General features: G+C 39.4%; 20 protein-coding genes and 1 pseudogene. 15 read left to right on the forward strand and 6 right to left on the reverse strand.

What is annotated here, in order from left to right; translation table 11 throughout:
• Positions 1 to 825: 825 nt before the first annotated feature.
• Genes ABFC84_11775 through ABFC84_11785 form a run of 3 tightly spaced genes read right to left on the reverse strand, consistent with a single transcriptional unit; the run spans position 826 to position 3,478 of the window.
• A complete protein-coding gene (locus tag ABFC84_11775; protein ID MEN6413415.1) occupies positions 826 to 1,887 on the reverse strand; it encodes a nucleoid-associated protein in 1,062 nt (353 codons plus the stop codon).
• Positions 1,811 to 2,497: a hypothetical protein gene (locus ABFC84_11780; GenBank protein ID MEN6413416.1), complete on the reverse strand. Its 687-nt coding sequence runs from the start codon at positions 2,495 to 2,497 to the stop codon at positions 1,811 to 1,813. The genes ABFC84_11775 and ABFC84_11780 overlap by 77 nt, the downstream gene beginning before the upstream one ends.
• A gap of 39 nt (positions 2,498 to 2,536) precedes the next feature.
• Positions 2,537 to 3,478, reverse strand: coding sequence for a hypothetical protein (locus tag ABFC84_11785; protein MEN6413417.1), 942 nt, complete (start codon positions 3,476 to 3,478; stop codon positions 2,537 to 2,539).
• Positions 3,479 to 4,177: 699 nt separating this feature from the next.
• On the opposite strand from ABFC84_11785, the gene ABFC84_11790 reads away from it, so the two are divergent.
• From ABFC84_11790 to ABFC84_11820, 7 genes are all read left to right on the forward strand, one after another.
• Positions 4,178 to 7,369, forward strand: a complete 3,192-nt coding sequence (locus ABFC84_11790) for a helicase-related protein (GenBank protein MEN6413418.1) — start codon at positions 4,178 to 4,180, stop codon at positions 7,367 to 7,369.
• A complete protein-coding gene (locus ABFC84_11795; protein MEN6413419.1) occupies positions 7,366 to 8,010 on the forward strand; it encodes a DUF4391 domain-containing protein in 645 nt (214 codons plus the stop codon). Before ABFC84_11790 ends, ABFC84_11795 begins: the two co-directional genes overlap by 4 nt.
• Entirely contained in the window at positions 7,998 to 9,914 is a 1,917-nt protein-coding gene (locus ABFC84_11800; GenBank protein MEN6413420.1) for a site-specific DNA-methyltransferase, read from the forward strand. The genes ABFC84_11795 and ABFC84_11800 overlap by 13 nt, the downstream gene beginning before the upstream one ends.
• Before the next feature lies 1 nt (position 9,915).
• Positions 9,916 to 10,926 (forward strand): virulence RhuM family protein, encoded by a 1,011-nt coding sequence (locus ABFC84_11805; GenBank protein ID MEN6413421.1) that lies wholly within the window; start codon positions 9,916 to 9,918, stop codon positions 10,924 to 10,926.
• Positions 10,923 to 11,738, forward strand: a complete 816-nt coding sequence (locus tag ABFC84_11810) for a DEAD/DEAH box helicase family protein (GenBank protein ID MEN6413422.1) — start codon at positions 10,923 to 10,925, stop codon at positions 11,736 to 11,738. Before ABFC84_11805 ends, ABFC84_11810 begins: the two co-directional genes overlap by 4 nt.
• Complete coding sequence (locus ABFC84_11815; protein MEN6413423.1) at positions 11,707 to 12,921, forward strand: type III restriction endonuclease subunit R; 1,215 nt, start codon at positions 11,707 to 11,709, stop codon at positions 12,919 to 12,921. Before ABFC84_11810 ends, ABFC84_11815 begins: the two co-directional genes overlap by 32 nt.
• A 109-nt stretch (positions 12,922 to 13,030) precedes the next feature.
• Positions 13,031 to 13,945 (forward strand): DUF5655 domain-containing protein, encoded by a 915-nt coding sequence (locus ABFC84_11820; GenBank protein MEN6413424.1) that lies wholly within the window; start codon positions 13,031 to 13,033, stop codon positions 13,943 to 13,945.
• 54 nt (positions 13,946 to 13,999) lie between these two features.
• On the opposite strand, the gene ABFC84_11825 is transcribed toward ABFC84_11820, so the two are convergent.
• Entirely contained in the window at positions 14,000 to 14,185 is a 186-nt protein-coding gene (locus ABFC84_11825) for a helix-turn-helix domain-containing protein (GenBank protein ID MEN6413425.1), read from the reverse strand.
• A gap of 119 nt (positions 14,186 to 14,304) precedes the next feature.
• Entirely contained in the window at positions 14,305 to 14,484 is a 180-nt protein-coding gene (locus tag ABFC84_11830) for a helix-turn-helix domain-containing protein (GenBank protein MEN6413426.1), read from the reverse strand.
• A gap of 253 nt (positions 14,485 to 14,737) precedes the next feature.
• Between ABFC84_11830 and ABFC84_11835 the strand changes: the two genes are divergently transcribed.
• Genes ABFC84_11835 through ABFC84_11850 form a run of 4 tightly spaced genes read left to right on the forward strand, consistent with a single transcriptional unit; the run spans position 14,738 to position 17,901 of the window.
• Positions 14,738 to 15,262, forward strand: coding sequence for a JAB domain-containing protein (locus ABFC84_11835; GenBank protein MEN6413427.1), 525 nt, complete (start codon positions 14,738 to 14,740; stop codon positions 15,260 to 15,262).
• A gap of 36 nt (positions 15,263 to 15,298) precedes the next feature.
• Positions 15,299 to 16,381 carry a site-specific integrase gene (locus ABFC84_11840; protein MEN6413428.1) on the forward strand — a complete coding sequence of 361 codons (1,083 nt, stop codon included), beginning with the start codon at positions 15,299 to 15,301 and terminating at the stop codon, positions 16,379 to 16,381.
• Between the two features lie 2 nt (positions 16,382 to 16,383).
• Positions 16,384 to 16,683: a helix-turn-helix transcriptional regulator gene (locus ABFC84_11845; protein ID MEN6413429.1), complete on the forward strand. Its 300-nt coding sequence runs from the start codon at positions 16,384 to 16,386 to the stop codon at positions 16,681 to 16,683.
• 45 nt (positions 16,684 to 16,728) lie between these two features.
• Positions 16,729 to 17,901: a hypothetical protein gene (locus ABFC84_11850; protein ID MEN6413430.1), complete on the forward strand. Its 1,173-nt coding sequence runs from the start codon at positions 16,729 to 16,731 to the stop codon at positions 17,899 to 17,901.
• A 387-nt stretch (positions 17,902 to 18,288) separates the two neighbouring features.
• Here ABFC84_11850 and ABFC84_11855 read toward each other — a convergent pair whose 3' ends face one another.
• Entirely contained in the window at positions 18,289 to 19,476 is a 1,188-nt protein-coding gene (locus ABFC84_11855) for an arabinose transporter (GenBank protein ID MEN6413431.1), read from the reverse strand.
• 423 nt (positions 19,477 to 19,899) lie between these two features.
• Between ABFC84_11855 and ABFC84_11860 the strand changes: the two are divergent.
• The 4 genes and pseudogenes from ABFC84_11860 (at position 19,900) to ABFC84_11875 (ending at position 21,429) form a co-directional block, all read left to right on the forward strand.
• A pseudogene (locus tag ABFC84_11860) lies at positions 19,900 to 20,067 on the forward strand (JAB domain-containing protein).
• A 192-nt stretch (positions 20,068 to 20,259) separates the two neighbouring features.
• The gene (locus ABFC84_11865; GenBank protein MEN6413432.1) at positions 20,260 to 20,487 is read left to right on the forward strand and encodes a helix-turn-helix transcriptional regulator; all 228 of its coding nucleotides are present in this window, start codon (positions 20,260 to 20,262) and stop codon (positions 20,485 to 20,487) included.
• Between the two features lie 167 nt (positions 20,488 to 20,654).
• Positions 20,655 to 20,981 carry a hypothetical protein gene (locus tag ABFC84_11870; protein MEN6413433.1) on the forward strand — a complete coding sequence of 109 codons (327 nt, stop codon included), beginning with the start codon at positions 20,655 to 20,657 and terminating at the stop codon, positions 20,979 to 20,981.
• Between the two features lie 52 nt (positions 20,982 to 21,033).
• Positions 21,034 to 21,429: a hypothetical protein gene (locus ABFC84_11875; GenBank protein MEN6413434.1), complete on the forward strand. Its 396-nt coding sequence runs from the start codon at positions 21,034 to 21,036 to the stop codon at positions 21,427 to 21,429.
• Positions 21,430 to 21,514 lie beyond the last annotated feature (85 nt).

Below are 21,514 nucleotides of genomic sequence, written 5' to 3' on the forward strand. Positions count from 1 at the left end.
AGTACTATCTAGTACATATCTAGTGCATATCAATTTAATTTATTATAGCATATCTATGTAGGGAAAAAGAATAGATGCCATAGGACTTTGCTGCTGCTGGTGAATTTTGTTTAGGTCTAATAGGCTAGGGTGATGATATCCTCATGACTGACATTCTCGTATCCATTTCTGGATAAAAGCAAGATGAATCTTGATGCAGAAACAATGCTATTTAGCAAAGATACCTTTATGAAATATTAATAGGGGCAGGCATATTCTTGTCCGTCGTCCGCAAGATTTTTTTAAAAATCCAGCTATATCAACGGTTAGGTATATAAAAATTTAGGGGACGAGGCGGACGTAGCGGACAGCTGGATTTTTTGCATCGCAAAAAAGTGCATCACTTTTTTCGTAAAGGAGCGCTTGGTTTGTTGTAATTAAAATGACATTATCGAAAAATTCGAAAAAATTATAACGAATAACCTTAAAGGACTAAACGTAATTTTAAAGAAACATAATCCTATCTTTTAGATATAAGTTACATGCCTATACTGGAGCAGATAGGTTATGTTAAAGTTTCCGATAAGAAATCAAAATCCAACTATCCCCAAGGATGTGATTTGACTGTCCAAGCTCGTAAAGTTTATATGTCCACGTAAAGATATAAAAAAATTGAATTCGTGTAAAATAGCTGACAATGATAAACCGGGACAACTAGAAATTTTTGCTGATGTGGAAATGCTGTCAACAAAATATAAATTAGCATTGATTGTCGCGGTTAGTGCTGTTTCTGCGAGCGGGTATATACATTGGTCCTCAAAAAATGTCTTCCACATGTATACATATTTATTTATTTATTATTTTCCCAATGTTTTTTAATTGTATTAGTATGGTTCCGTCTGGATTATTTGTAAATTCAATATAATCCTTATTTTGAAAGTAATCCACCGGAAATGCTAATTCAATTCCTGTATCAGTTTTAATTCTATGATTTTTACTATTTTTTATGGCGAAAGATCTATCTACTTTAACAGTATTTGGGATACCTGCATTTTTTACTTCGTTAATATATTCTTCCTGCATTGCAGAAGAAGAACTAAATACCTCTTTTCCTAATTCTACTGGATCTAGGAAATCCGAAATCTCTGCATTTTCAACCAAATAGCTTTTTACTTTAGATATTGCAGCAACGCTACTTTGTCCATGATTTTCTGATACAGTTCGTGTAATCGATTGAACTAAGTCAATTGCATGTTTAGGTGAAATTGAGGAAGTACATTCTAAAAGCTTTTCCGGTATTATAAATGTATCTTTACCATCTATAAACCTTTTTTTATCGTTAAACTTAATGTACAAAGAATTTGTTTCTACAATAGCATATTCATCAATCTTTTGGGAAATATTAGGAAGAATGGTATAATAATTAATGAGTTCATTTTTTATTCGTCCATCGTCTTTATTCACATAATGAGTAAATCCTATTTTATTATTGCATTTAAAAATGACTAGATATGGTTTATTGTCTACACTAAGATCAGCAATAATTAAATCTGTAGGATCTAAAATATCTGACTTTGACGTTTCAGAATGTATTATATTTGCTATATAATAAGAAAATTCCATAAAATCTAAATTGCCATCGGTATAATCTAGTAGGTTTTTACAAAAGATACTATTTTTACAAAAAACTCCTGTTTCTGCATTCGAATTGTTTAAAAACTTTTCAACATGTTTTGTTATATAAGTTATTACGCTATTATCATGAATATCTAATTCTTTTTCCGATAAAACAGTTATTCCAGAATCAAAATCCAGAATATGTAAAACAGCTTTATTTAGAATTATTATCAATAAATTCGCCTTCTTTCCCTTTATTTCCTGTTTTTCCCATGACTTCTTCTTTTTCATTTTTTGCTATTATGAGGATTTTGTATGTGATACTTTCTCTAAACATAACTATTGTATTGTAAATAGTGCTTTTAAGTTCATAAAATATTCGAAAAGTATAGAAAAAGTATACAAGAAGAAATAGGATTGTTATGCTACTATTAATACCTTGATCTGGAGTTAAACTCCAATCATTTTGTAAACAATTTAAAAAGAGAGATAAAACACCCGTTATCGCCAAACCTATAAAATATAAGAAGAGAATAGATTCATAGTAAGACGTACGTTTTTTTAAAGAACTTACGCCATCTACTTCGCAAACTTTAGAAAGTGCTTTAATATATTTATCGCTCAAAAAGGCCAATAAAATGGTATAAATTGTAAACAGATACGCAAATATATTTAATTGCGCAGATAGAATTATGCCTTCAATTGCAGTTAATATCTTTATTGTATTCTCATCTACTCCTATATAAACCGCAAAAGAGAGAGCTAAAGCAAAGATAATACAGGTAGAAAAACGATTATTTTTATTTGGACAAATTTCTTTGAAGGCATGCGCAATCATTTTTTTTGCAGGTGTTTCTTTTATAAATTCTTCAATAGTAGAAAAATATTTTTCTTCACTCATTTACTACACCCCTATCTATGCGCGCATCCTTCTTGCGCTTTACAACAAAGAACGAATAATAGGTAAAATTCTTTTATACCATGCTATATTTTCTGAACTGGTTACATTTATAATTGATTCTTTTTGCGCAATGCCTATGAGATATACATCATCTTCAGACAAGATATCTCTTGCAAATGGAATTTTTTTATTAGATGAAAACGAGTCTTCTTTAATTGTATCTTTTTCGCCATTTTCATTCGTAACACGTATTGTTGGAGCAGCTTGCCCGCCTATATGTACTAACATTTCCTTAATTCCTTCTTTGGAATCTGGCGAGTTAAACTTTGCGTTAGCAGATGACGATCCAATCTTTTTCATTTCAGCCCGCACTGCACTTGCCATAGGTAGCTGATCAAAGTCGTTGTTGAGAGGGAAAAAACGAAGCGTAACCCAATCTATCTTTTTCACATTTTTTAAAATAGACTCAATATCTTCTCTCAGCGGTATATCTACTATATTTACGTTTGCTTTTGGCAACTTAACATAATCTTTATTTTTCTTCTTTTCTTCCTTATTAAATTCACGGACATATTTACTCAAAAAAAATCTTACCGTTTTCTGGAAACTTCTAATATCGGGACTAGCATTTTCATTTCGAACAAGAACCATACGGTGATTTTTTAGAAATATAATAAATCGTGAGTATGGAGCGGTTGGATGTTGGGCAGGAGAAACTGTTAATTCTCCATTTTTTACAGTTGTATGAATTCTATATTCTGTTTCTTTAATATAGTTCCCTACAAGTACATATTCTTCTGCGTCAAATTTTTTTATTTTAACATGGTTTAATAAAAATGAAGGAATTTCATCTTTTTTTCCTCGTATATAACCAGCGTTAAAGGCGGGAAAAATAACATCCTCAAAATGAGATAACATTGGTTCTTCTTTATCCCCAAACGTAATATTGAAATTAGCCAAGTGCATAATCTTTTCTTCCATGTTAAATGGCCCCCTAAAAATCATGTCAGCTCCGCTGCAAATAACTTATTTCGGTATTATTCGACACATATTTTGAACGTCAATACCACACCTTTATAGTTTGGTTGCTCTTTTCAAACGGTTCCGATATTTAGCATTTTATATTAAATTTAGTTGATGTTGATAGCACATAAACACAACCACATGCGGAATTGTAAATGATACTTATATTCTGGAGAAGACGTTTATTTATTTGTATAATTATCATAAAAGTGGTATGCAAAGGGGTTGGTAGTCTCCAATCCTCATATTTATGCGAGCTTGCTTTTTTCATAATATATTCAATAACACCCTGCTTTTAAATCTTCCAAACCGGTTATACCGGACCGAAAGATAATAATTATAAGCGGTTTACCGGCTGAAAGAACTTCACACAGTTGTTCTACGCACGGGATCTCCCCATAATTATTAAGCATAATTTTTTTACCTCCGAAAAGATTGTTTTGCTGTAATATAAAGAGCTGTATAAAAAATATCATGATTTTAGGGAAAAGACATAAAATAATTCGACAAAAAATGAATCAATGTTTAATTAACCTTACTCATTTTGCAGGATATGACAGATGGTATATAGAAGATTTTAGGAGATGTTGTTTCGGTGAAGTGAGGGAGCGGTTCTAGTTATGGAGGTATTTAACAATACCGTCAACGTTGTAAAAGATGATTTGGCTAAGACCATTATTCCCGGCAGCAAACTTTCTATTGCTGCTGCTTGTTTTTCGATTTGCTTATCAGGAACTGAAAGCTCAGTTGGAGAAAATCGACGAGTTGCGCTTTGTTTTTACTTCGCCGACTTTTGTTGCGGAAAAAACGCCGAAGGAAAAGCGAGAATTCTATATTCCCCGCTTGACCCGAGAAAAAAGCCTTTACGGTACGGAATTTGAAGTCAAGTTGCGCAATGAGCTGAAGCAGAAGGCGATTGCCCAAGAATGTGCGGAATGGATCAAGAAAAAAGTACATTTTAAAACGAATACCACGCAAGAGAATATGAGTGGTTTTTTAAATGTGCAGTCTTCGTCAGAAAACCTGACGTATATGCCGTTGAATGGATTTACTACCGTCGATATTGGCTGCAAGCGGGGCAATAATGTTTATAACATGGTCAATAAGTTTGAGGCTCCATTCAGCAGCGAATATGTACGCCTTTTTGACGGTATTTGGTCGGATTATACAAAATTGCAAGATGTTACAGATGAAGTTATGGAGAGCATTTCCGCTGTGTATCAGGAGAATCCGGCGGAATTGATTTATTTTATGGCTTTGTACAATATTTTCAACGAGTTTCTGGATGATATTTCCGAAGATATTTTACCGAATGAAGCGACCGGATTTAAAAGCAGTGTGGTCTGGAATAAATTATATAATTTTCAGAAGGATGCGGCACTGGCGATTATCAATAAGCTGGAACAATATAACGGCTGTATTTTGGCGGATAGTGTCGGACTCGGCAAGACATTTACGGCCTTAGCGGTTATCAAATATTATGAAGGGCGGAATAAAAGCGTATTGGTTCTTTGCCCGAAAAAGCTGAAAGACAATTGGCTGACGTATCGGGGCAATTTAGTCAATAATCCGTTGGTGCAAGATCGGCTGCGCTATGATGTGCTTTACCATACAGACGTTTCCCGCGAACGCGGCGACACGGCCATCGGGTTGCCGCTTGACCGGATTAACTGGGGTAATTATGATTTAGTCGTGATAGACGAATCCCATAATTTTCGTAACGGCGGTGCCTTTAATGGCAAAGACAGCGAAAAAGAAAATCGCTATCTTCGTTTATTGAATCGTGTCATTCGTCCCGGCGTGCAGACAAAAGTGCTTATGCTTTCGGCGACGCCGGTTAATAACCGCTTTAATGATTTAAAAAACCAATTGGCTTTAGCCTATGAAGGACGAGCGGAAATCATCAATGAAAAATTGAATACGAAATCGGACATTGATACCATATTTCGGCAGGCACAGGCGGCGTTTAATGTTTGGAGTTCAATGCCGGAAAAACAGCGAACAACCGAAGCGTTATTGAAAAAACTTGACTTCGACTTTTTTGAAGTGCTCGACAGCGTAACGATTGCCCGGTCGCGCAAGCATATCCAGCGGTATTACGATACAAGTGAAATCGGTAGTTTTCCGAAGCGGAATAAACCAATTTCTCTTAGACCAAGGCTGACCCACAGAGAAGGCGCGATCAATTATAAAGAAGTTTACGAGCAGCTAATGAACTTGAATCTTTCGCTTTATACGCCGTCCTACTATATTCATGCCAGCAAACTAAAAAAATACATTGATACAGAATCGAAGCATGGCAAAAATTTGTCCCAGAGCGGCCGCGAGGAAGGCATCCGCCGTTTAATGAGCATCAATCTGCTGAAGCGAATGGAAAGCTCCGTCCATTCATTTTGCCTGACCGTACAGCGAATTCGGCAAATGTACGCGTCGATGCTGGAACAGATTATGACCATGGGGCCGGGGAAAAGAATCAATACCCAGGAGCTTTCCGACATGGAAGATTTTGATTTGGATGATCAGAACCTGGATGTGTTTTGTGTCGGCAAGAATTTTAGAATTGATTTGCGGGATATTGATGTCCTTTCCTGGCAGCGTGATCTTAAGGCCGATTTAGAAATTCTGGACTTATTGATCGCAATGATTGAAGACATAACACCACAATACGATTCCAAGCTCAATACGCTGCTGCAGGTTGTCGGCAGCAAAATAGAAAATCCGATCAATTCCGGTAAGAAAAAAATTATTGTATTTACTGCGTTTGCGGATACAGCGGAATATTTGTATGAGCATGTCAGCGCTTTCGTACAAAAAAAGTACGGCTTGAATACAGCGCTGATTACCGGTACAATTGCCGGTAAAACAACGATTCCCCGCTTTCCTGCCGATATGAATGAGATTTTGACAGCTTTTTCACCGATTTCTAAGGAAAAAGTATTGTCGAATCGAAACGACTCCAATGAGATTGACGTACTGATTGCAACGGACTGCATTTCGGAAGGCCAAAACCTGCAGGACTGCGATTATCTGATTAACTATGATATTCACTGGAATCCCGTTCGCATTATTCAGCGATTCGGGCGCATTGACCGTATCGGCAGCCAGAATGAAGTCATTCAGCTTGTCAACTTTTGGCCGGATTTAACGCTGGACGACTATATCAATTTAAAAAGCCGCGTGGAAATACGCATGAAGATTTCCATTATGACTTCTACCGGCGACGATGACTATATCAATCAGGAAGAGAACGGCGATTTGCAGTATCGGCGACGTCAGCTGGAACGGCTGCAGGATGAAGTCGTCGATTTGGAAGAAATGACAACCGGTATTTCTATTATGGATTTAGGATTGAATGAATTTCGAATGGATTTGTTGAATTATTTGAAAGAGCAGCCTAATCTTGATCGTGTGCCGCTGGGAATCCATGCCGTGGTTCACGGCGAACAGCCGGGTGTCATCTTTGTTCTGAAAAACGTGAATACGGCGATTAACATCAAAAATCAAAATCGGCTGCATCCTTTTTATATCGTCTACATCGGTGATGACGGCAGAGTAATCTGCAACCATCTGGAACCGAAATCATCTTTAGACATCATGCGGCATTTTTCCCGGGGGAAGAGCGAACCTGATATGGAGGCCTGCCGATTTTTTAATAGCAGAACCCAGGACGGCAGAAATATGGAAAAAGTTTCAGAACTTCTGGAACAAGCTGTTTCCGCTATTATTGATGTAAAAGCAGCAAGAGATATTGACAGCTTTTTTGCCAATTGTCAAACGACATTCCTTTCCGATGGAATCTCCGGGTTGGATGATTTTGAATTAATCTGTTTTATGGCGGTGATTGCATGAAGGCGCTTCCAGCAGCCACTGCGGTGAATCGGATTTTGCCAAAAGAAGCTTTTTACCAGAGGCTGTCCTTGAGCAGCGAACTCAAAGCCCGCTTCGTAGCCGACATCAGCCATATCAGTCTGGCCAACTCTTTGACAGCGGATACTCTGAATATCCAGCCGGGCTGCGACGTCAAGGAAATCCTTTTGCTCGTCGTGGATTTGAAAGCTCAGGACTTTGAATATCGGATTATAGAACGGATCACCCGACAGAACCAGCATCATCTTGTATTTCAACTGCGCTATGAAGGCTGGGAACAGTTCGCCCTCTACTGCAGCAAGCTTTACAAAACCGAATGGCAGGCCAACGGTGAACTGGAATTTGACTTTTCCGGCAGTTTCACACTGGACGATATATGGTCTTGCTTTGTTCGGCAGATTGCCTTGCGGCAGGAGATACTGCCGAATCGTCAGGGAGTCGAAGTTGCAGAATTACTGGAAAAGCAGGAACATATTTTAAAATTGCAGCGAGATATTGATAAGATGGAGAAACAGACCAGGACGGAAAAGCAGCCGAAGAAAAAGTATGCTTTATATACGGAGATGCAAACATTGAAACGCCGGCTGGCGGAAGAAAAAGGGGAATACACATGGAAAAACTGAAAATGCATTCCATTGATCAGGTTGCAGACAATATCGAAAAAATCGGCGCATTGTTTCCCAATGCGCTTACTGAAACAATTAAGGACGGCAAAGCAGTCCGCAGGATTGATTTTGATGTATTGAAACAAGAGCTTGCCGATAGCATTATTGAAGGACCCAAGGAACGATATCAATTTACCTGGCCGGATAAAAAGAAAGCGATTTTGCTGGCGAATGCCCCTATTGCCAAAACACTGCGCCCCTGCCGGGAGGAAAGCGTCGACTTCGACACGACGGAAAACCTCTACATCGAAGGCGACAATCTTGAAGTGCTGAAGCTGCTGCAGGAAACCTATCTGGGCAAAGTAAAGCTGATCTACATTGACCCGCCTTATAATACAGGCAAAGATTTTGTCTACGAGGATGATTTTGCCCAGAATGCGGACGAATATTTGGCCAACAGCGGACAGTTCACCGACGATGGCGACCAGCTGGTTGCTAATTTAGAGAGCAATGGCCGGTTTCATACGGACTGGCTGAATATGATGTATCCACGGTTAAAACTGGCGAAAGATTTATTAACCGACGATGGAGTTATTTTTATCAGCATTGATGATAATGAAGTGGAAAATTTGAAAAAAATTTGTAATGAAATATTTGGTGGGAATAATTTTGCTGGTTGTATTGTATGGAAGAAAAAAACGAATGGAAACAATGTAGGCGTAATACCACCGGTCCATGATTATCTACTTGTATATTCAAAATCTATAATGACGATATGTGATATTGGGTATGAAGTAAGTCAAGAAGAAAAACAATCGACCTTTAGCAATCCCGATAATGATCCACGCGGTGATTGGGATACAATGGATTTATCTGCAAATCATAAAGGACCATATTTCTCCATTACAAATCCTAAAACAGGTGAAGCTTTTTTTCCGCCTAAAGGTCGTTATTGGGTTTTTAATGAAAAAGAAACGTTAAAACGCATTAAAGATGGGACAATAATTTTTGGAAAATCAGGAAATGCAAGACCCGTTCAAAAAGTTTTTTTAAAGGATAAAGTAACAAAAAAAAGAAAAGCAGAGTCTTGGTGGGACAATCAAGGTATGAATGAAGATGCAACTACTGAATTGGCGACATTATTCGGAATTCCTAAGCTATTTTCTCATCCTAAACCAACAAAATTATTAAAAAATATATGTTCAATTGTGCTACATAAAAATGATATTATTTTAGACTTTTTTTCAGGGTCTGGAACTTCTGCAGACGCTGTTATTCAATATAGTGCCGAAAATATAAATGTAGCACCAAGGTTTATTATGGTTCAGTTACCAGAGGACTTATTAGAAACTTTAAGCCATTCTGATAGTAACGCTAAAGCATCTATTCAAGTAGCAATTGATTTTTTGGAAAAAGAAAGCAAACCATTATTGATTACTGAAATCGGCAAAGAACGCATCCGCCGTGCCGGACAGAAAATTAAAGCGGATCATCCGCTGACTACCCAGAATTTAGATATCGGTTTTCGCGTACTGAAAGTCGATTCCAGCAATATGGAAGATGTCTACTATCATCCGAGTGAGGTGACGCAGCTGAATCTTCGTTCAATGGTGGACAATATAAAGAAAGACCGTACGCCGGAAGATTTGCTGTTTCAGGTGATACTGGATTTGGGAATTTTGCTTTCCGCCAAAATCGAAGAAAAGATTATCGGTGGCAAGAAGGTATTCAATGTGGACGATGGGTATCTGCTGGCCTGCTTTGATAGTGACGTTACCGACGAAACCGTTCAGGAAATCGCCAAATGTCGGCCCTATTATGCAGTTTTCCGTGACAGTAGCCTTGCCAATGACAATGTGGCCGCAAATTTTGAACAGATTTTTGCCACCTACAGCCCGTCAGCCGTAAGGAAGGTGCTGTAAGATGGATGAACAGGCTCTTGGAAGAATCCTTATTTACCGGAACGAAAAGGGCGATACCAAAATTGACGTCTATTTTGAGGCTGACACCATTTGGATGACTCAGAAAAGTCTTGCAGAATTATATCAAGTCCGTATTCCCACGATAAATGAACATATAAAAAATATTTTATCTGATGGTGAGCTTGATGAGTCAACTATTAGGGAATTCCTAATAGTTCAAAATGAAGGCGGTAGACAGATTGAAAGGCATGTAAAACATTATAATTTCCAGATGGTGCTTGCGATCGGCTATCGTGTCCGCTCGAATGTGGGCATCCATTTCCGCAACTGGGCGTCGGCTATTCTGACGGAATACAGCCAAAAAGGTTTTGCGATGAACGACGAACGGTTGAAGAATCCGCAGCCTTTCGGCGCCGACTATTTTGATGAGCTGCTTGAACGGATCAGAGATATCCGCACTTCGGAAAAGCGTTTCTATGAAAAGATTAAAGAAGTTTATGCGACCTCTGTGGATTATGACTCCAGAAGTGAAGCGGCTGCCAATTTTTTTGCAAACGTTCAAAACAAGATGCACTACAGCGTTCACGGTCATACGGCGGCTGAATTAATTGCCGGACGGGCGGATGCGAGTAAACTGAATATGGGACTGACTTCATTTAAGGGAGCTGTAGTCCGTAAGCGTGACGTTGCCATTGCGAAAAACTATCTTAACAAGAACGAAATTTCGGAACTTAATCATATTGTAACCATGTATCTTGATTATGCGGTGGATCAGGCGAGACACCGCATCCCTATGCATATGGCAGATTGGGAAGAAAAACTGGATTTATTTTTGCGGTTTAACGGTCGGGAAGTATTGAATAACTATGGAACAATTACTGCGGAAATTGCAAAAAAGCTAGCGGAACATGAATATGAAAAGTTTGATTCTCACCGCAAAGAACTTGCCGAGATGGATGTCAGGCAGCTTGAAGATCAGGTAAAATCCGTTGGACGGGAGAAAAAATCATGAAGTTCCAGTTCAAAATTCAGCAATATCAGACCGACGCCGTAAACAGCGTTGTGGATGTTTTTGCCGGCCAGCCTTACCAATCCGGCTTGCAGTATACGCGGGATTTGGGTATTAAGGAAAAGCCGAAAGCGATGCCAGTTGAAGCCATGCCTTTGGATTTTTCGGAGCATGCGGCAGGGGCGGACGAAGACTTGGACGATGCGACAGGTTTTGCCAATGCTGCTTTGGTTTTGCGGGACGAGCAATTGCTGGCGAATATCCGCAGCATGCAGCTTGGCAATAACATCAAGCAGTCTGTGGAACTGGTCAAAGATATCGGACGGTGCAGCCTTGATGTCGAAATGGAAACGGGAACCGGCAAGACCTACGTCTACAGTAAGACGATTTTTGAATTGAACAAAAAATACGGCTGGAGCAAGTTTATCGTAGTCGTTCCGTCTATTGCCATTCGCGAAGGGGTAAAGAAGTCTTTTGCGATAACGGAAGAACATTTCATGGAGCATTACAAGAAAAAAATGAGATTTTTTGTCTATAACAGCAAGAATTTTACGGATTTGGACAGCTTCAGCAGCAGTGCCAGCATAAACGTTATGATCATCAATATCCAGGCCTTCAACCGGACGATGAAAGAGGGGGCAAAAAATGCGGAAGCACTGCGTATTTATTCAGAACAGGATACCTTCGGCAGCCGCAGGCCGATCGATGTGATCAAGGCCAATCGGCCAATTTTGATTTTAGATGAACCGCAGAAAATGGGCGGTGCGGCAACGCAAAAAGCAGATGGAATATTTTGCAGGCAAGACTGTCATTGACGGCAAGGAGCAAAAGGTAGTGCTGGATGCAAAACAGGCACGGGTTATTTATCAATATCTGGTAAAAAATAATTATATTGATGAAAACGAAGCGATCACTGGTGAATATCACGATGCATTGGAAAATAACAGGCTGGCGCCTCTGCCGGAGAGTTTGAAGAATATTGCCGCTGGTGTGCAGTGCTTGATACAAAGTGTATTTGATGAAAATGTGCTGAAGAATATGGTTTCTAACGGAAATACAACCAAAGTTATAGAAAACGAACTGAATGATAACTTCTACAAGAAGGAATTCCAGACGCTCTGGCACTATATTAATCATAAATATGCTTATACGGTTGATTTTAAAAGTTCGGAATTAGTTCGCAAAGCCGTAGCCCATATCAATGAGAAAATGCAGGTGGCATCGCTGCAATATACGGTTGTTTCCGCCAGCCAGCGTAAGGAACTGGATCAGGAAACCATAGCCCAGGGACAGAGCTTTGAAGACAAGAAAACGAAAACTAAGGATTTGAAAGCAGCCGGAATCGGCCAGGTAAAATATGATCTGATTGGAAAAGTCGCCGCTGGGACTACTCTGACGCGGCGTACTGCTGCCGAAATTCTCTATGGCATAACAGCGGAAAAATTTGCGATGTTCCGGGACAATCCGGAAGAATTCATCAGCAAAGCAATTCTGCTGATCGATGAGGAGAAGGCCACCATGATTGTCGAACACATTACCTATAATTCGACGGATATGGGATATGACAGTACGATTTTTACGGCGGAAAAGCACAGCCAGAATATATCCCAAGCATTTAAAGGGAAAAAACATATTCAAGACTATGTATTTACTGACGGGACGGCGGAAAAAAGCATCGAGCGCCGTTTTGCCGAAGACTTGGACAGTGCCGAAGAAGTTTGCGTATATGCTAAACTGCCTAAGGGATTTGCGATTCCGACTCCCGTTGGCCATTATTCCCCGGACTGGGCAATTGCTTTCTATGAAGGGACCGTAAAACATATCTATTTTATTGCTGAAACTAAAGGCACCATGGAAAGCTTGCAACTGCGGCCGATAGAAAAAGCTAAGATTGATTGTGCCAAAAAGCTATTTAACGAAATATCCACCAGCAAAGTACGGTATCATGATGTCGACAGCTATCAAAGCCTATTGAATATCATGGGGCAATTAAAGTAAAAGTGACAAGGTGTAATAAGGGCTTATGAGTCAAACAACACAACCAACTATTACACTTGATTTATAGGCGGGCAAGGGCATTCGTCTGGTATGGGAGATGAATTGATGTATGAGTGAAACGAAACTATTCAAGTTGGTAGGAACGGTTGCTCACGAGCTTACTCGTAAAACTATGCAGTTAGAGAAATCACTACAAACGGTTATGGAAAGAAATTTGGATACACTTCTTGGTGTTCATTTCCTCCAATCCGAATATTCTACCGGAAAGACCCATGGTGGTCGGATTGACACACTCGGTTTAGATGAGAATGGTTGCCCGGTTATTGTCGAATACAAACGGGCTGTTAACGAGAATGTTATTAATCAGGGCTTATATTATTTGGACTGGCTGCTTGATCATAAGGGTGAATTTCAGTTGCTTGTGTTAGAAAAAATGAGTAAGGATCAAGCTGATCAGATTGACTGGGCAGATCCTAGGCTTATCTGTATTGCAGCATCATTTACCAAGTTTGATGAACATGCTGTTAAACAAATAAATCGAAACATTGACTTGATAAAATATTGTCAGTTTGGAGAAGATTTGCTTGATCTTGAACTGATTTATTCGCATAGTGTAGGGGCGATGAGCCTTGTAGAATCGATCAGTAGTAATAGTAATGCCAACAGGGGTACTGACAAGACTGTTGCAGAGTGGTTAAAGGAATTAGATCCAGTCATGAAAAATTTATTTGAATCGCTTAGGGCATTTTTGTTAGCATTGGGTGATGATGTATCTGAAAGGCAACTCAAGCTCTACATGGCCTATCGTCGAATTAAAAATTTTGCTTCTATAGTTATTCAGAAGAAGTCTTTAATTGTTTATCTTAAGATCAATCCAGAAACAGTGAATTTGGAAGTTGGTTTTTCGCGCGACGTACGTGCGATTGGTCATTGGGCCACAGGGGATTTGGAAATTACTATCCATAGTCAGGAAGACCTTCGCAAGGCTGAGTCGTTATTGGTGAGGAGCTATGAAGAATCGTAATAATGCAGTGATGCTAACAGGGAGGTGGGGCTTGGCAATTGCCAAGCCCCATATTTATGCCAGTTTACTTTCTCTCAATACATACTCAACAACCCCCTGCTTTGGAATTTTCCAAACCCGGCGGTACCGGAACGCCTTCACCTTACCCGATGATAATAAACTATAAGCAGCATTTTTGCCGATGGATAGCATTTCGCATAGCTCTTCTACGGTTACCACGTCGTTATATTGCTCAAACATTATTACATTTCCCCTTTAACTATTTTTTAATAATATGTTCTCGCAGTAATAAAGAGAAAATGTATTAATTAAAATAGGAATACTAAAATATTAAAAATGGAAGATAAGCCAGGACGCGTTTATTTGGCTAACCTTGACTTCATATAAGCTTTAAGAGCTTCAACCGGTATTTTCCACGCTTTTCCCGCCTTATAAGCATCCAGTTCGTTATTATGAATCATTTGGTAGACCTTTTGTGAACTGACGCCAAGCAGACTTGCGGCATCGGATACATGCAGAGCCAGTTTTTCAATTAGCATTGGGCTTCACCTCCTCATCCTTTTTATCATTATGTTAGCTTAACAAAGCGCAAAATGTGTTAGTAGCGTTGAGTTTCGTCAAAATTTAGTTGCATGACAGGTTAAAAAAATACAGTTATATATTATAAACTTGACACTGGCAGGTTTTATGGAGGTCCCATAAACCCTTGCAAAGGAACATACTAAAGGAACATAGAAAAGCACTGACTTTCGCGGTCAGTGCTTTTCTTGTTTTAAGAGGAGGAATACTGCTATGCCCATTGGCAAAGAAAAAACACCCTTGGAATGTCTGTCGGAGGAAACCTTGTTAAGTGAATTTGTCGCACCGGAAGCTGCCAAACAGCTCATTGCGGAATATGCCAGTATCTACAATATCTTGCAGCATACATCGGAACAGCAGCTGGCTGGTATTACCGGTATCGGCAAGGCCAAGCTTCGAAAACTTGCTTGCATCAAAGCGGTGATCCAGCGGATGGAGCAGGAACGGAAAAAGCAGATCCAAAGGATTACCAAGCCCCAAGATGCGGCAGACTACTGCTTCGATATGCAGGACTTGCGGCAGGAAGAATTCCGGGTTTTACTGTTGGATACAAAAAATAAGATATTGGCGCAAAAATGTGTTTTTATCGGTACCGTCAACTCTTCGCTGGTATCTGCAAGGGAAGTATTTTATGTGGCAGTACAGAATATGGCAACTACTATTATTGTTCTGCACAATCATCGGAGAAAGAATAGGTTTACAGTTTTATTCTCCTATGATATATTAGGCATTGCCTAAGTAATTAAGGTAATGCCTAATAAAAGTGGGTGCTAAATGGTGATCAGCAATAACTTTAGTATTATCAATGGAATAAATGCCCAGAGTAAGGAACCTACTTTAGAGGATTCTGTTAGGTTTCAGGCAAAATTGATTGGTTTATGGGAACAACAGCAAAATATATTGGGATATACCAAGGCCACTATTGCCTTGAATATTCGGAATGTAAATGAGATACTTGATTTAAGTAATAAATTTATATGGGAACTAACGAATGCGGATATGGATAGATTTTATGAAAGATTAGTGGGAAAAGGGCTTGCTTATTCCACCAGAAGGAAGTACCAGTCCAATATATCCGCATTTTTAAATTTCCTTAATGCCAGGCATAGTAGAGATATTTACGAACAGTATGGAGTAAATGTGCCCAATATTATTGATAAGTTCAATCGACATATGCACCATAAAGATGATGTGGAGTCCTATGTATTGCCACCAGAGCCGGAAATATTGGAACGGTTTTGGAATGGTCTAAAGAAAGAAATGATGTCTGCAAGGAAATATGCTACGATGGTAAGAGATTACATGGTATTTCGAATGATGGAAAAATCAGGATTAAGATCGTTTGAATGTATTATGCTCGATGTTAGGGATTTACGGTTTGATTTAGGAGATAATGGGAAAATCCATGTGAGATATGGAAAAGGATCAAGGGGAACCGGCTACAAGGAACGCCTAATACCAATGCTTTTTGGTTTGGATGAATTGTTGAAATGGTATCTGAAACAAGTACGACCTCTCTTTTCAACTGAGAAAGAAGGGGCGTTGTTTTATAGTGAGTCTGGAATAAGATTGGGGCGCGATGTGGCAAGAAATGCGCTGAGAAGAAGACAGCAGGACTTAGGGTTTAAGGAAAATGAAATCTTCAGCCCTCATCAGTTGAGACATGCCTTTGCGACCAATCTTACAGAAAAGGGTGTTGATTTACTAACGATAAAAACATTGCTTGGGCACAGCAAGATACAGACAACATTTGAGTATGTTTCTCCTAATGATAATTTTCTGGAAAAACGTATCCGGATGGCACAAGAAAAGTGGCAAAAACAGCTACTGGAGTATCAGGAAGGAAAGGACGTGTAGTCATGGCACTAGAATGGAAGTTAAGAAAAATAATGGCGGAGAGAAATATCTGGTCTGGAGCTGAACTTGGTCGGTTATTACAGGATCTTGCAGGATATAAGTTATCAGCACCATCTATCAGTGTACTGATGAATGAGCAGCCTAAACAGGTTAAAGCAGAAACTATGGATGCACTATGCATCGCTCTGGAATGTACTCCAAATGATTTGTGGGAATTTACAATGACATCATACAAAAGGAAAAAGCAGGAAAAGATTGTGCCGATTGCCAAGGTTGCAAATGGCAAGCTGCCACCATTATAAATGTTTTGTTATTTTTCACTGGAAATACCGATAGATAAAACATGGGTGGCAAATCTGCTTAAGGAGTACAAAGATTTTTTAATTGCTCATCATAAAGCACAAAAGTCAGTCAGGAAGCATCTGATGAATTCATCTGCTATTTTTATGGATATGGAAGATGTTTTGCCACATGAACTCACATTTTATTGGCTGGAATCCAGCTTTCAAAAACACGGGACTACCGTAGCAAAGAGAAGTATGAAAGGATTTCTTCTGGGAAAAGGGCTGATTAAGGAGCCAGATGAAGAATATCGATATAGAAAGATATTTGATAATTATTTAAAAGATTGTCCTATGGGTTTTAGAAAGTGTGTTGTTTGGTATTACGATGAAAAGTTCAGTCTACGCGAAAAGCAGATATCTAATAATGCAAGAAATCCAATAAAGGTCAGAACGATTGATAATGATGTGTGTTTCCTAAGCCGAATGATAAAGTGGATGACTGCGAATTACCCTAATTCCCAGTCATGGCTTGATGTATCGGAAGAAATGGTTAATCAGTTTTTACTTTCATTAACACCTGCAAATCGGGAATGTATGAGAAAAGATCTGTATCAGTTCTTTAAATTTGCAGTAAGAAAAAGAAACATTTTCGTTATCCCGATGACTGACTATAAAACTCGTGAGACTACAAGAGTTAATTATGTGCTTACCTTTAAGGAACAAAGCAGGTTGGCACAAAAAATACAGTTGGAAGGATTGAGTTTTCCATATGAGGCGTTGATGACGTCGTTGGCGTTTTATCATGCGTTACCAGTGCGATATATTTGTTCCATTTTATTGTCTGACCTTGATCTTGAAAAAAACGTAATTTATATGAAGAATATACCCAATTTGTATTTAACCACAATAGAGATGTTGTTGCTGAAGGAGTATTTGCTGTTAAGGAATAATTTTTCTCATAATAAAGGCAGAAAGTATCTATTTATTCAAAGAAAGCAAACCGTGTATTATGACGAGTCAATTGGAGCACATTTTGTAAGTAGGAGGGTATCTTATTTTTCAGGATTTAATCCGCGAACATTAAGGATTACCTGTTTAATGGTAATGTCAAATCTATATGGCCCGCAGTTTTTGCGTGAAGCTTATGGTGTATCACAAACACATGCAAGCCGTTTTGGGAAGTATGAAGATTACTTATTAGAAGAAACTTTAAATGATGTGTTAAATGAAAAATAATTTGGCGGATTAACAATATGGCTATTTGTGCCCATCTCACCAAAAGGGTAGAATTGGGAATTGCGCGTTTTGAAAATCATACATAATAGCTTTGTAGGCTACATGGTGTATGATCTGTTTTCTTAGCGTACGAAATCCGCATAATGTTGGGGAGACCCCATATAGGATTGAAATTCATAAATATCCAAGGCAGTAACTTTATCCGGTGCAAAGTTATAAGCATTAAGGTATACTTTAATGCTCATAACTCTTACCTTCAGATTTCAGCCACATGCCAAAACCGTTTAACATTGGGTGACCCTTCCTTCAGATATATACATGAATGTTCAATTGCCGTATTCTCGGACGAAAATCAACGCAAGAGTCAAAGCAACAATATCGAGAATGCTAATTCGCAGTACTGTTTGTTGGCAGATTCTTGATGCGCATTGAACCAGCTATGATAATACCAACGACACCAGCAATAAACCCGAAAAGAAAGGTTGAAGAATACCCAAATTTATCGGCAAAAACGCCCGCAATCGGTGCGGAAAAGGCATAGGCAATATCCTGAAACATTCCGAATCCTCCGATGGCGGTGCCGCGCTGTTCCGGGTTAACCCTCTTTATAACTTCTACACCCATCGCCGGGTATATCATTGAACAGCCGAGACCGGTAAGTAACGCACCAATCAGTGCAAGACTATAATGAGGTGCAAGCCAGAGTAAACTTTGCCCAACCGTTTCAACCACAAGCGAAACGAGCGCGACTTTTACTCCTCCAATTTTATCGGGTAGGGCACCGAAAAGAATCCGGCTTATCACAAATCCGATTCCGAATAATGAAAGACCGACACCGGCATATGGCCATCCTTGATCTTTAAAATAAAGCGAGATAAATGCTCCGAGAACCGCAAAACCGACTCCTTGAAGCGTAACGGCAAGTCCTTGCTTCCAGATTATTCCCAAAAGCTTGAGAAACGATTTTTTCGCTTCGGTAGCTTTATGAGGAGCAACTTCAGGAGCGGTGAGAAACATTATAACACCGATAATCGGCAAAATGGATGACGCTAGCATGACCGAACTAAAGCCAAAATACTTATAGAGTGTAAGTCCCACAGGGCCGCCTACTGCAAATGTACCATACATCGCCATCCCAAAAATCGAGAGTATTTTCCCCGAATGGACAGAGCCGAGGCTTGAAAAATGCCAGCTTAGAAACCCGACGGTTGCCATACTTTCTCCTATGCCGAGCAGGAGTCGTCCTGCGATAAGAATTGCAAATGCTACTGAGGCACTCATTCCACTTATATCGGCAGCCATGCAAACAAGTGCAGCAGCCATGTAGAAGAAAAAGCCGAGCATAAAGCATTTTTTGCTGCTTTTTGCATCAGCAAAATTCCCCGCATACTTTCTGGAAAGAATCGTTGAAACGAAGGCGACACCGACAGCGGCCCCCCCTAGCCAGTTAGGAAGTTTGAGCTCTTCTATTACGAATACAGAAACAACAGGAAGTGCCATCGCGACGGATAAATAGGTGAGAAAAATTGCAAAACCAAGTTTTGCGAGACTTTGCTTTAATGATACTTGAGACATATAACCCCCTTATACTATACACCACCTAGTAAAAGGGTACAAAAAAAACGCACCCTCTGCCACATGGCAAACAGTGCGTTGGCTTACGTGAACGCTTACGTTATTTATTATGGTACAAAGTATAGTTCTTTTCTTGCAAAAAAGCAATCATTTTTTACATACCGTTGTTTTGCAATCGAATATTCAAAAAACACCTTTCAAAGCCCGATTTTTCGGGCCTTTTTACTGAAAAAAACTCTCAACTATGCTGATCTGCCGATAATATCTATAGAATAGCGAATCGGGCAAAGTAGTGGAAGCTGCCAATAATTTGTATGCTCAGCAGCGAACTGTCGATAAGGTACAGCACTACTGCTTTTCAGTACATGACACCGATGCTGGTACTGGGCTGTTAAGGATAAACTTGCTTGAAACGAACATGCACATTTCCATCCCAGCGGTGATCCGTCTCCCAGCCAAGAAGACAAAGAAGTAACAAAGCGGTTAGCACGGGCGGGGAAGATTTTAAACATTCCCGTCATTGACCATATCATTATCGGTAAAAACGGGTATTTCAGTTTTAAAGAAGGCGGCTGCCTGGATTCCTGTTGAGGCAGGTTAGGCGATAAAGCTTATCTGTCTTTTTCCTGCGTTTTGAAAATCATCGGCAGACCGACCATTATTGTACGAAAATAAAAAGCCTAAAGTCGCGGATTGTAACGGACAGTTAAAGTTTTATAACTATTCTCTAAAACCGAAAAAACCGGGATATGCGATAATTTATGTAGAGAGCGGGGTGAGTACATGGAACTGGAATACCGTGATAAATTACGTCAGGTCGGATTGAATATCAATTATTACAGGCGATATAGAAAACTGACCCAAATGCAGCTGGCTGAAAAAGTTCATATATCGCCATGCTATGTAAGCCAAATCGAGCGTGGTTTGGTAAAAAAATGCGGTTTCATTGCCGGTACTCATCACCATCGCCGATGTTTTACATATCGAGCTGGCAGACCTTTTCAAGTTTAGAGCAGTGCCAAATTCCAAGGAAGCAGGGCGATAAAAATGAGTAAAGGATACCGCTTGTCGTAGGCTACAGTAGCTATTTATAACATAATTGCCAGTAAGGTAACCGAACCCTATACACCCATGCGGTGCTGATTTAAAACTTTACATTTACGATAGGAGGAAAATTTGTGTTAGATCTAATCATCAACTATGCCTATATCATTTTTGTCCCCATCATTGCCATTGCCGGAACGGTTTGGTATATGAACAGCCATACAATCATTTCAACGGGACCGGAAGGAGAAGCAAAAGGCTGTTTGGGTGTTTTTATCACCTTCGGTATTGTTGGGGCGATACTCGTAACTCTTGCGATATATGCCCTGGCTTGGGGCGTACAATTCTTCATGGAACACTGGAAATGGTTTGCCGGTGCCGCCGTGATTTTAGTTGTATTGCTGCTGGTTGGAAATCAACGGTCGAACCCGACCGCAGAGAAAGCGGAAGGTAAAAGGTAAATTTTATATTAGGTCAAGCGGCAGAACGGCCTTTAACTGCTGGGAGAACAATATGAAAAAGTATATATTAACTATGCTGGCCGCAGTATTTTTGGCATTTACTTTCGGAAATGTCCAGCAAGCAAATGCTCAGCATTTTGACTACGATGAAGCCTATCAAATTCTGCAAGGAGCATGGACGGATGAATCTCCTTCCCATACAAACCCGCAACCAAGATATCTTGTATGGAAGAGCAATGACGGCTCCGAATGTAATATTGTCAATGGGAAAGGGTATACAGATCCTGACGGTAATAGCATAATTTATTTTGATTATAAAGGTACAAGGGCATATGCGAATGTAACCTATTATCCTGATCAAGGGAAATATTACGCTAGAATTTATGCGTATATGAATACATCTAAAAGTTGGCTTACCCTTTATGATTGTTTATCTAAAGACAGGTAATATAAAGAGTAAGGATTAAAGCTGATGGATCAAGATAATCAATAAAAAACAGTATGGTTTTTGGAGAAACTATAGATAGCCTAGC

The organism is Veillonellales bacterium (genome assembly GCA_039680175.1).
Classification (GTDB): Bacteria; Bacillota; Negativicutes; order JAAYSF01; family JAAYSF01; genus JBDKTO01.

Bases quoted from the DNA above. Each gene is read 5' to 3' on its own strand.
- ABFC84_11775 (MEN6413415.1), bottom strand. From the start codon at position 1,887: ATGAAAAAGAAGAAGTCATGGGAAAAACAGGAAATAAAGGGAAAGAAG.
- ABFC84_11780 (MEN6413416.1), bottom strand. From the start codon at position 2,497: ATGAGTGAAGAAAAATATTTTTCTACTATTGAAGAATTTATAAAAGAA.
- ABFC84_11785 (MEN6413417.1), bottom strand. From the start codon at position 3,478: ATGGAAGAAAAGATTATGCACTTGGCTAATTTCAATATTACGTTTGGG.
- ABFC84_11790 (MEN6413418.1), top strand. From the start codon at position 4,178: ATGATTTGGCTAAGACCATTATTCCCGGCAGCAAACTTTCTATTGCTG.
- ABFC84_11795 (MEN6413419.1), top strand. From the start codon at position 7,366: ATGAAGGCGCTTCCAGCAGCCACTGCGGTGAATCGGATTTTGCCAAAA.
- ABFC84_11800 (MEN6413420.1), top strand. From the start codon at position 7,998: ATGGAAAAACTGAAAATGCATTCCATTGATCAGGTTGCAGACAATATC.
- ABFC84_11805 (MEN6413421.1), top strand. From the start codon at position 9,916: ATGGATGAACAGGCTCTTGGAAGAATCCTTATTTACCGGAACGAAAAG.
- ABFC84_11810 (MEN6413422.1), top strand. From the start codon at position 10,923: ATGAAGTTCCAGTTCAAAATTCAGCAATATCAGACCGACGCCGTAAAC.
- ABFC84_11815 (MEN6413423.1), top strand. From the start codon at position 11,707: ATGGAATATTTTGCAGGCAAGACTGTCATTGACGGCAAGGAGCAAAAG.
- ABFC84_11820 (MEN6413424.1), top strand. From the start codon at position 13,031: ATGAGTGAAACGAAACTATTCAAGTTGGTAGGAACGGTTGCTCACGAG.
- ABFC84_11825 (MEN6413425.1), bottom strand. From the start codon at position 14,185: ATGTTTGAGCAATATAACGACGTGGTAACCGTAGAAGAGCTATGCGAA.
- ABFC84_11830 (MEN6413426.1), bottom strand. From the start codon at position 14,484: ATGCTAATTGAAAAACTGGCTCTGCATGTATCCGATGCCGCAAGTCTG.
- ABFC84_11835 (MEN6413427.1), top strand. From the start codon at position 14,738: ATGCCCATTGGCAAAGAAAAAACACCCTTGGAATGTCTGTCGGAGGAA.
- ABFC84_11840 (MEN6413428.1), top strand. From the start codon at position 15,299: ATGGTGATCAGCAATAACTTTAGTATTATCAATGGAATAAATGCCCAG.
- ABFC84_11845 (MEN6413429.1), top strand. From the start codon at position 16,384: ATGGCACTAGAATGGAAGTTAAGAAAAATAATGGCGGAGAGAAATATC.
- ABFC84_11855 (MEN6413431.1), bottom strand. From the start codon at position 19,476: ATGTCTCAAGTATCATTAAAGCAAAGTCTCGCAAAACTTGGTTTTGCA.
- ABFC84_11865 (MEN6413432.1), top strand. From the start codon at position 20,260: ATGGAACTGGAATACCGTGATAAATTACGTCAGGTCGGATTGAATATC.
- ABFC84_11875 (MEN6413434.1), top strand. From the start codon at position 21,034: ATGAAAAAGTATATATTAACTATGCTGGCCGCAGTATTTTTGGCATTT.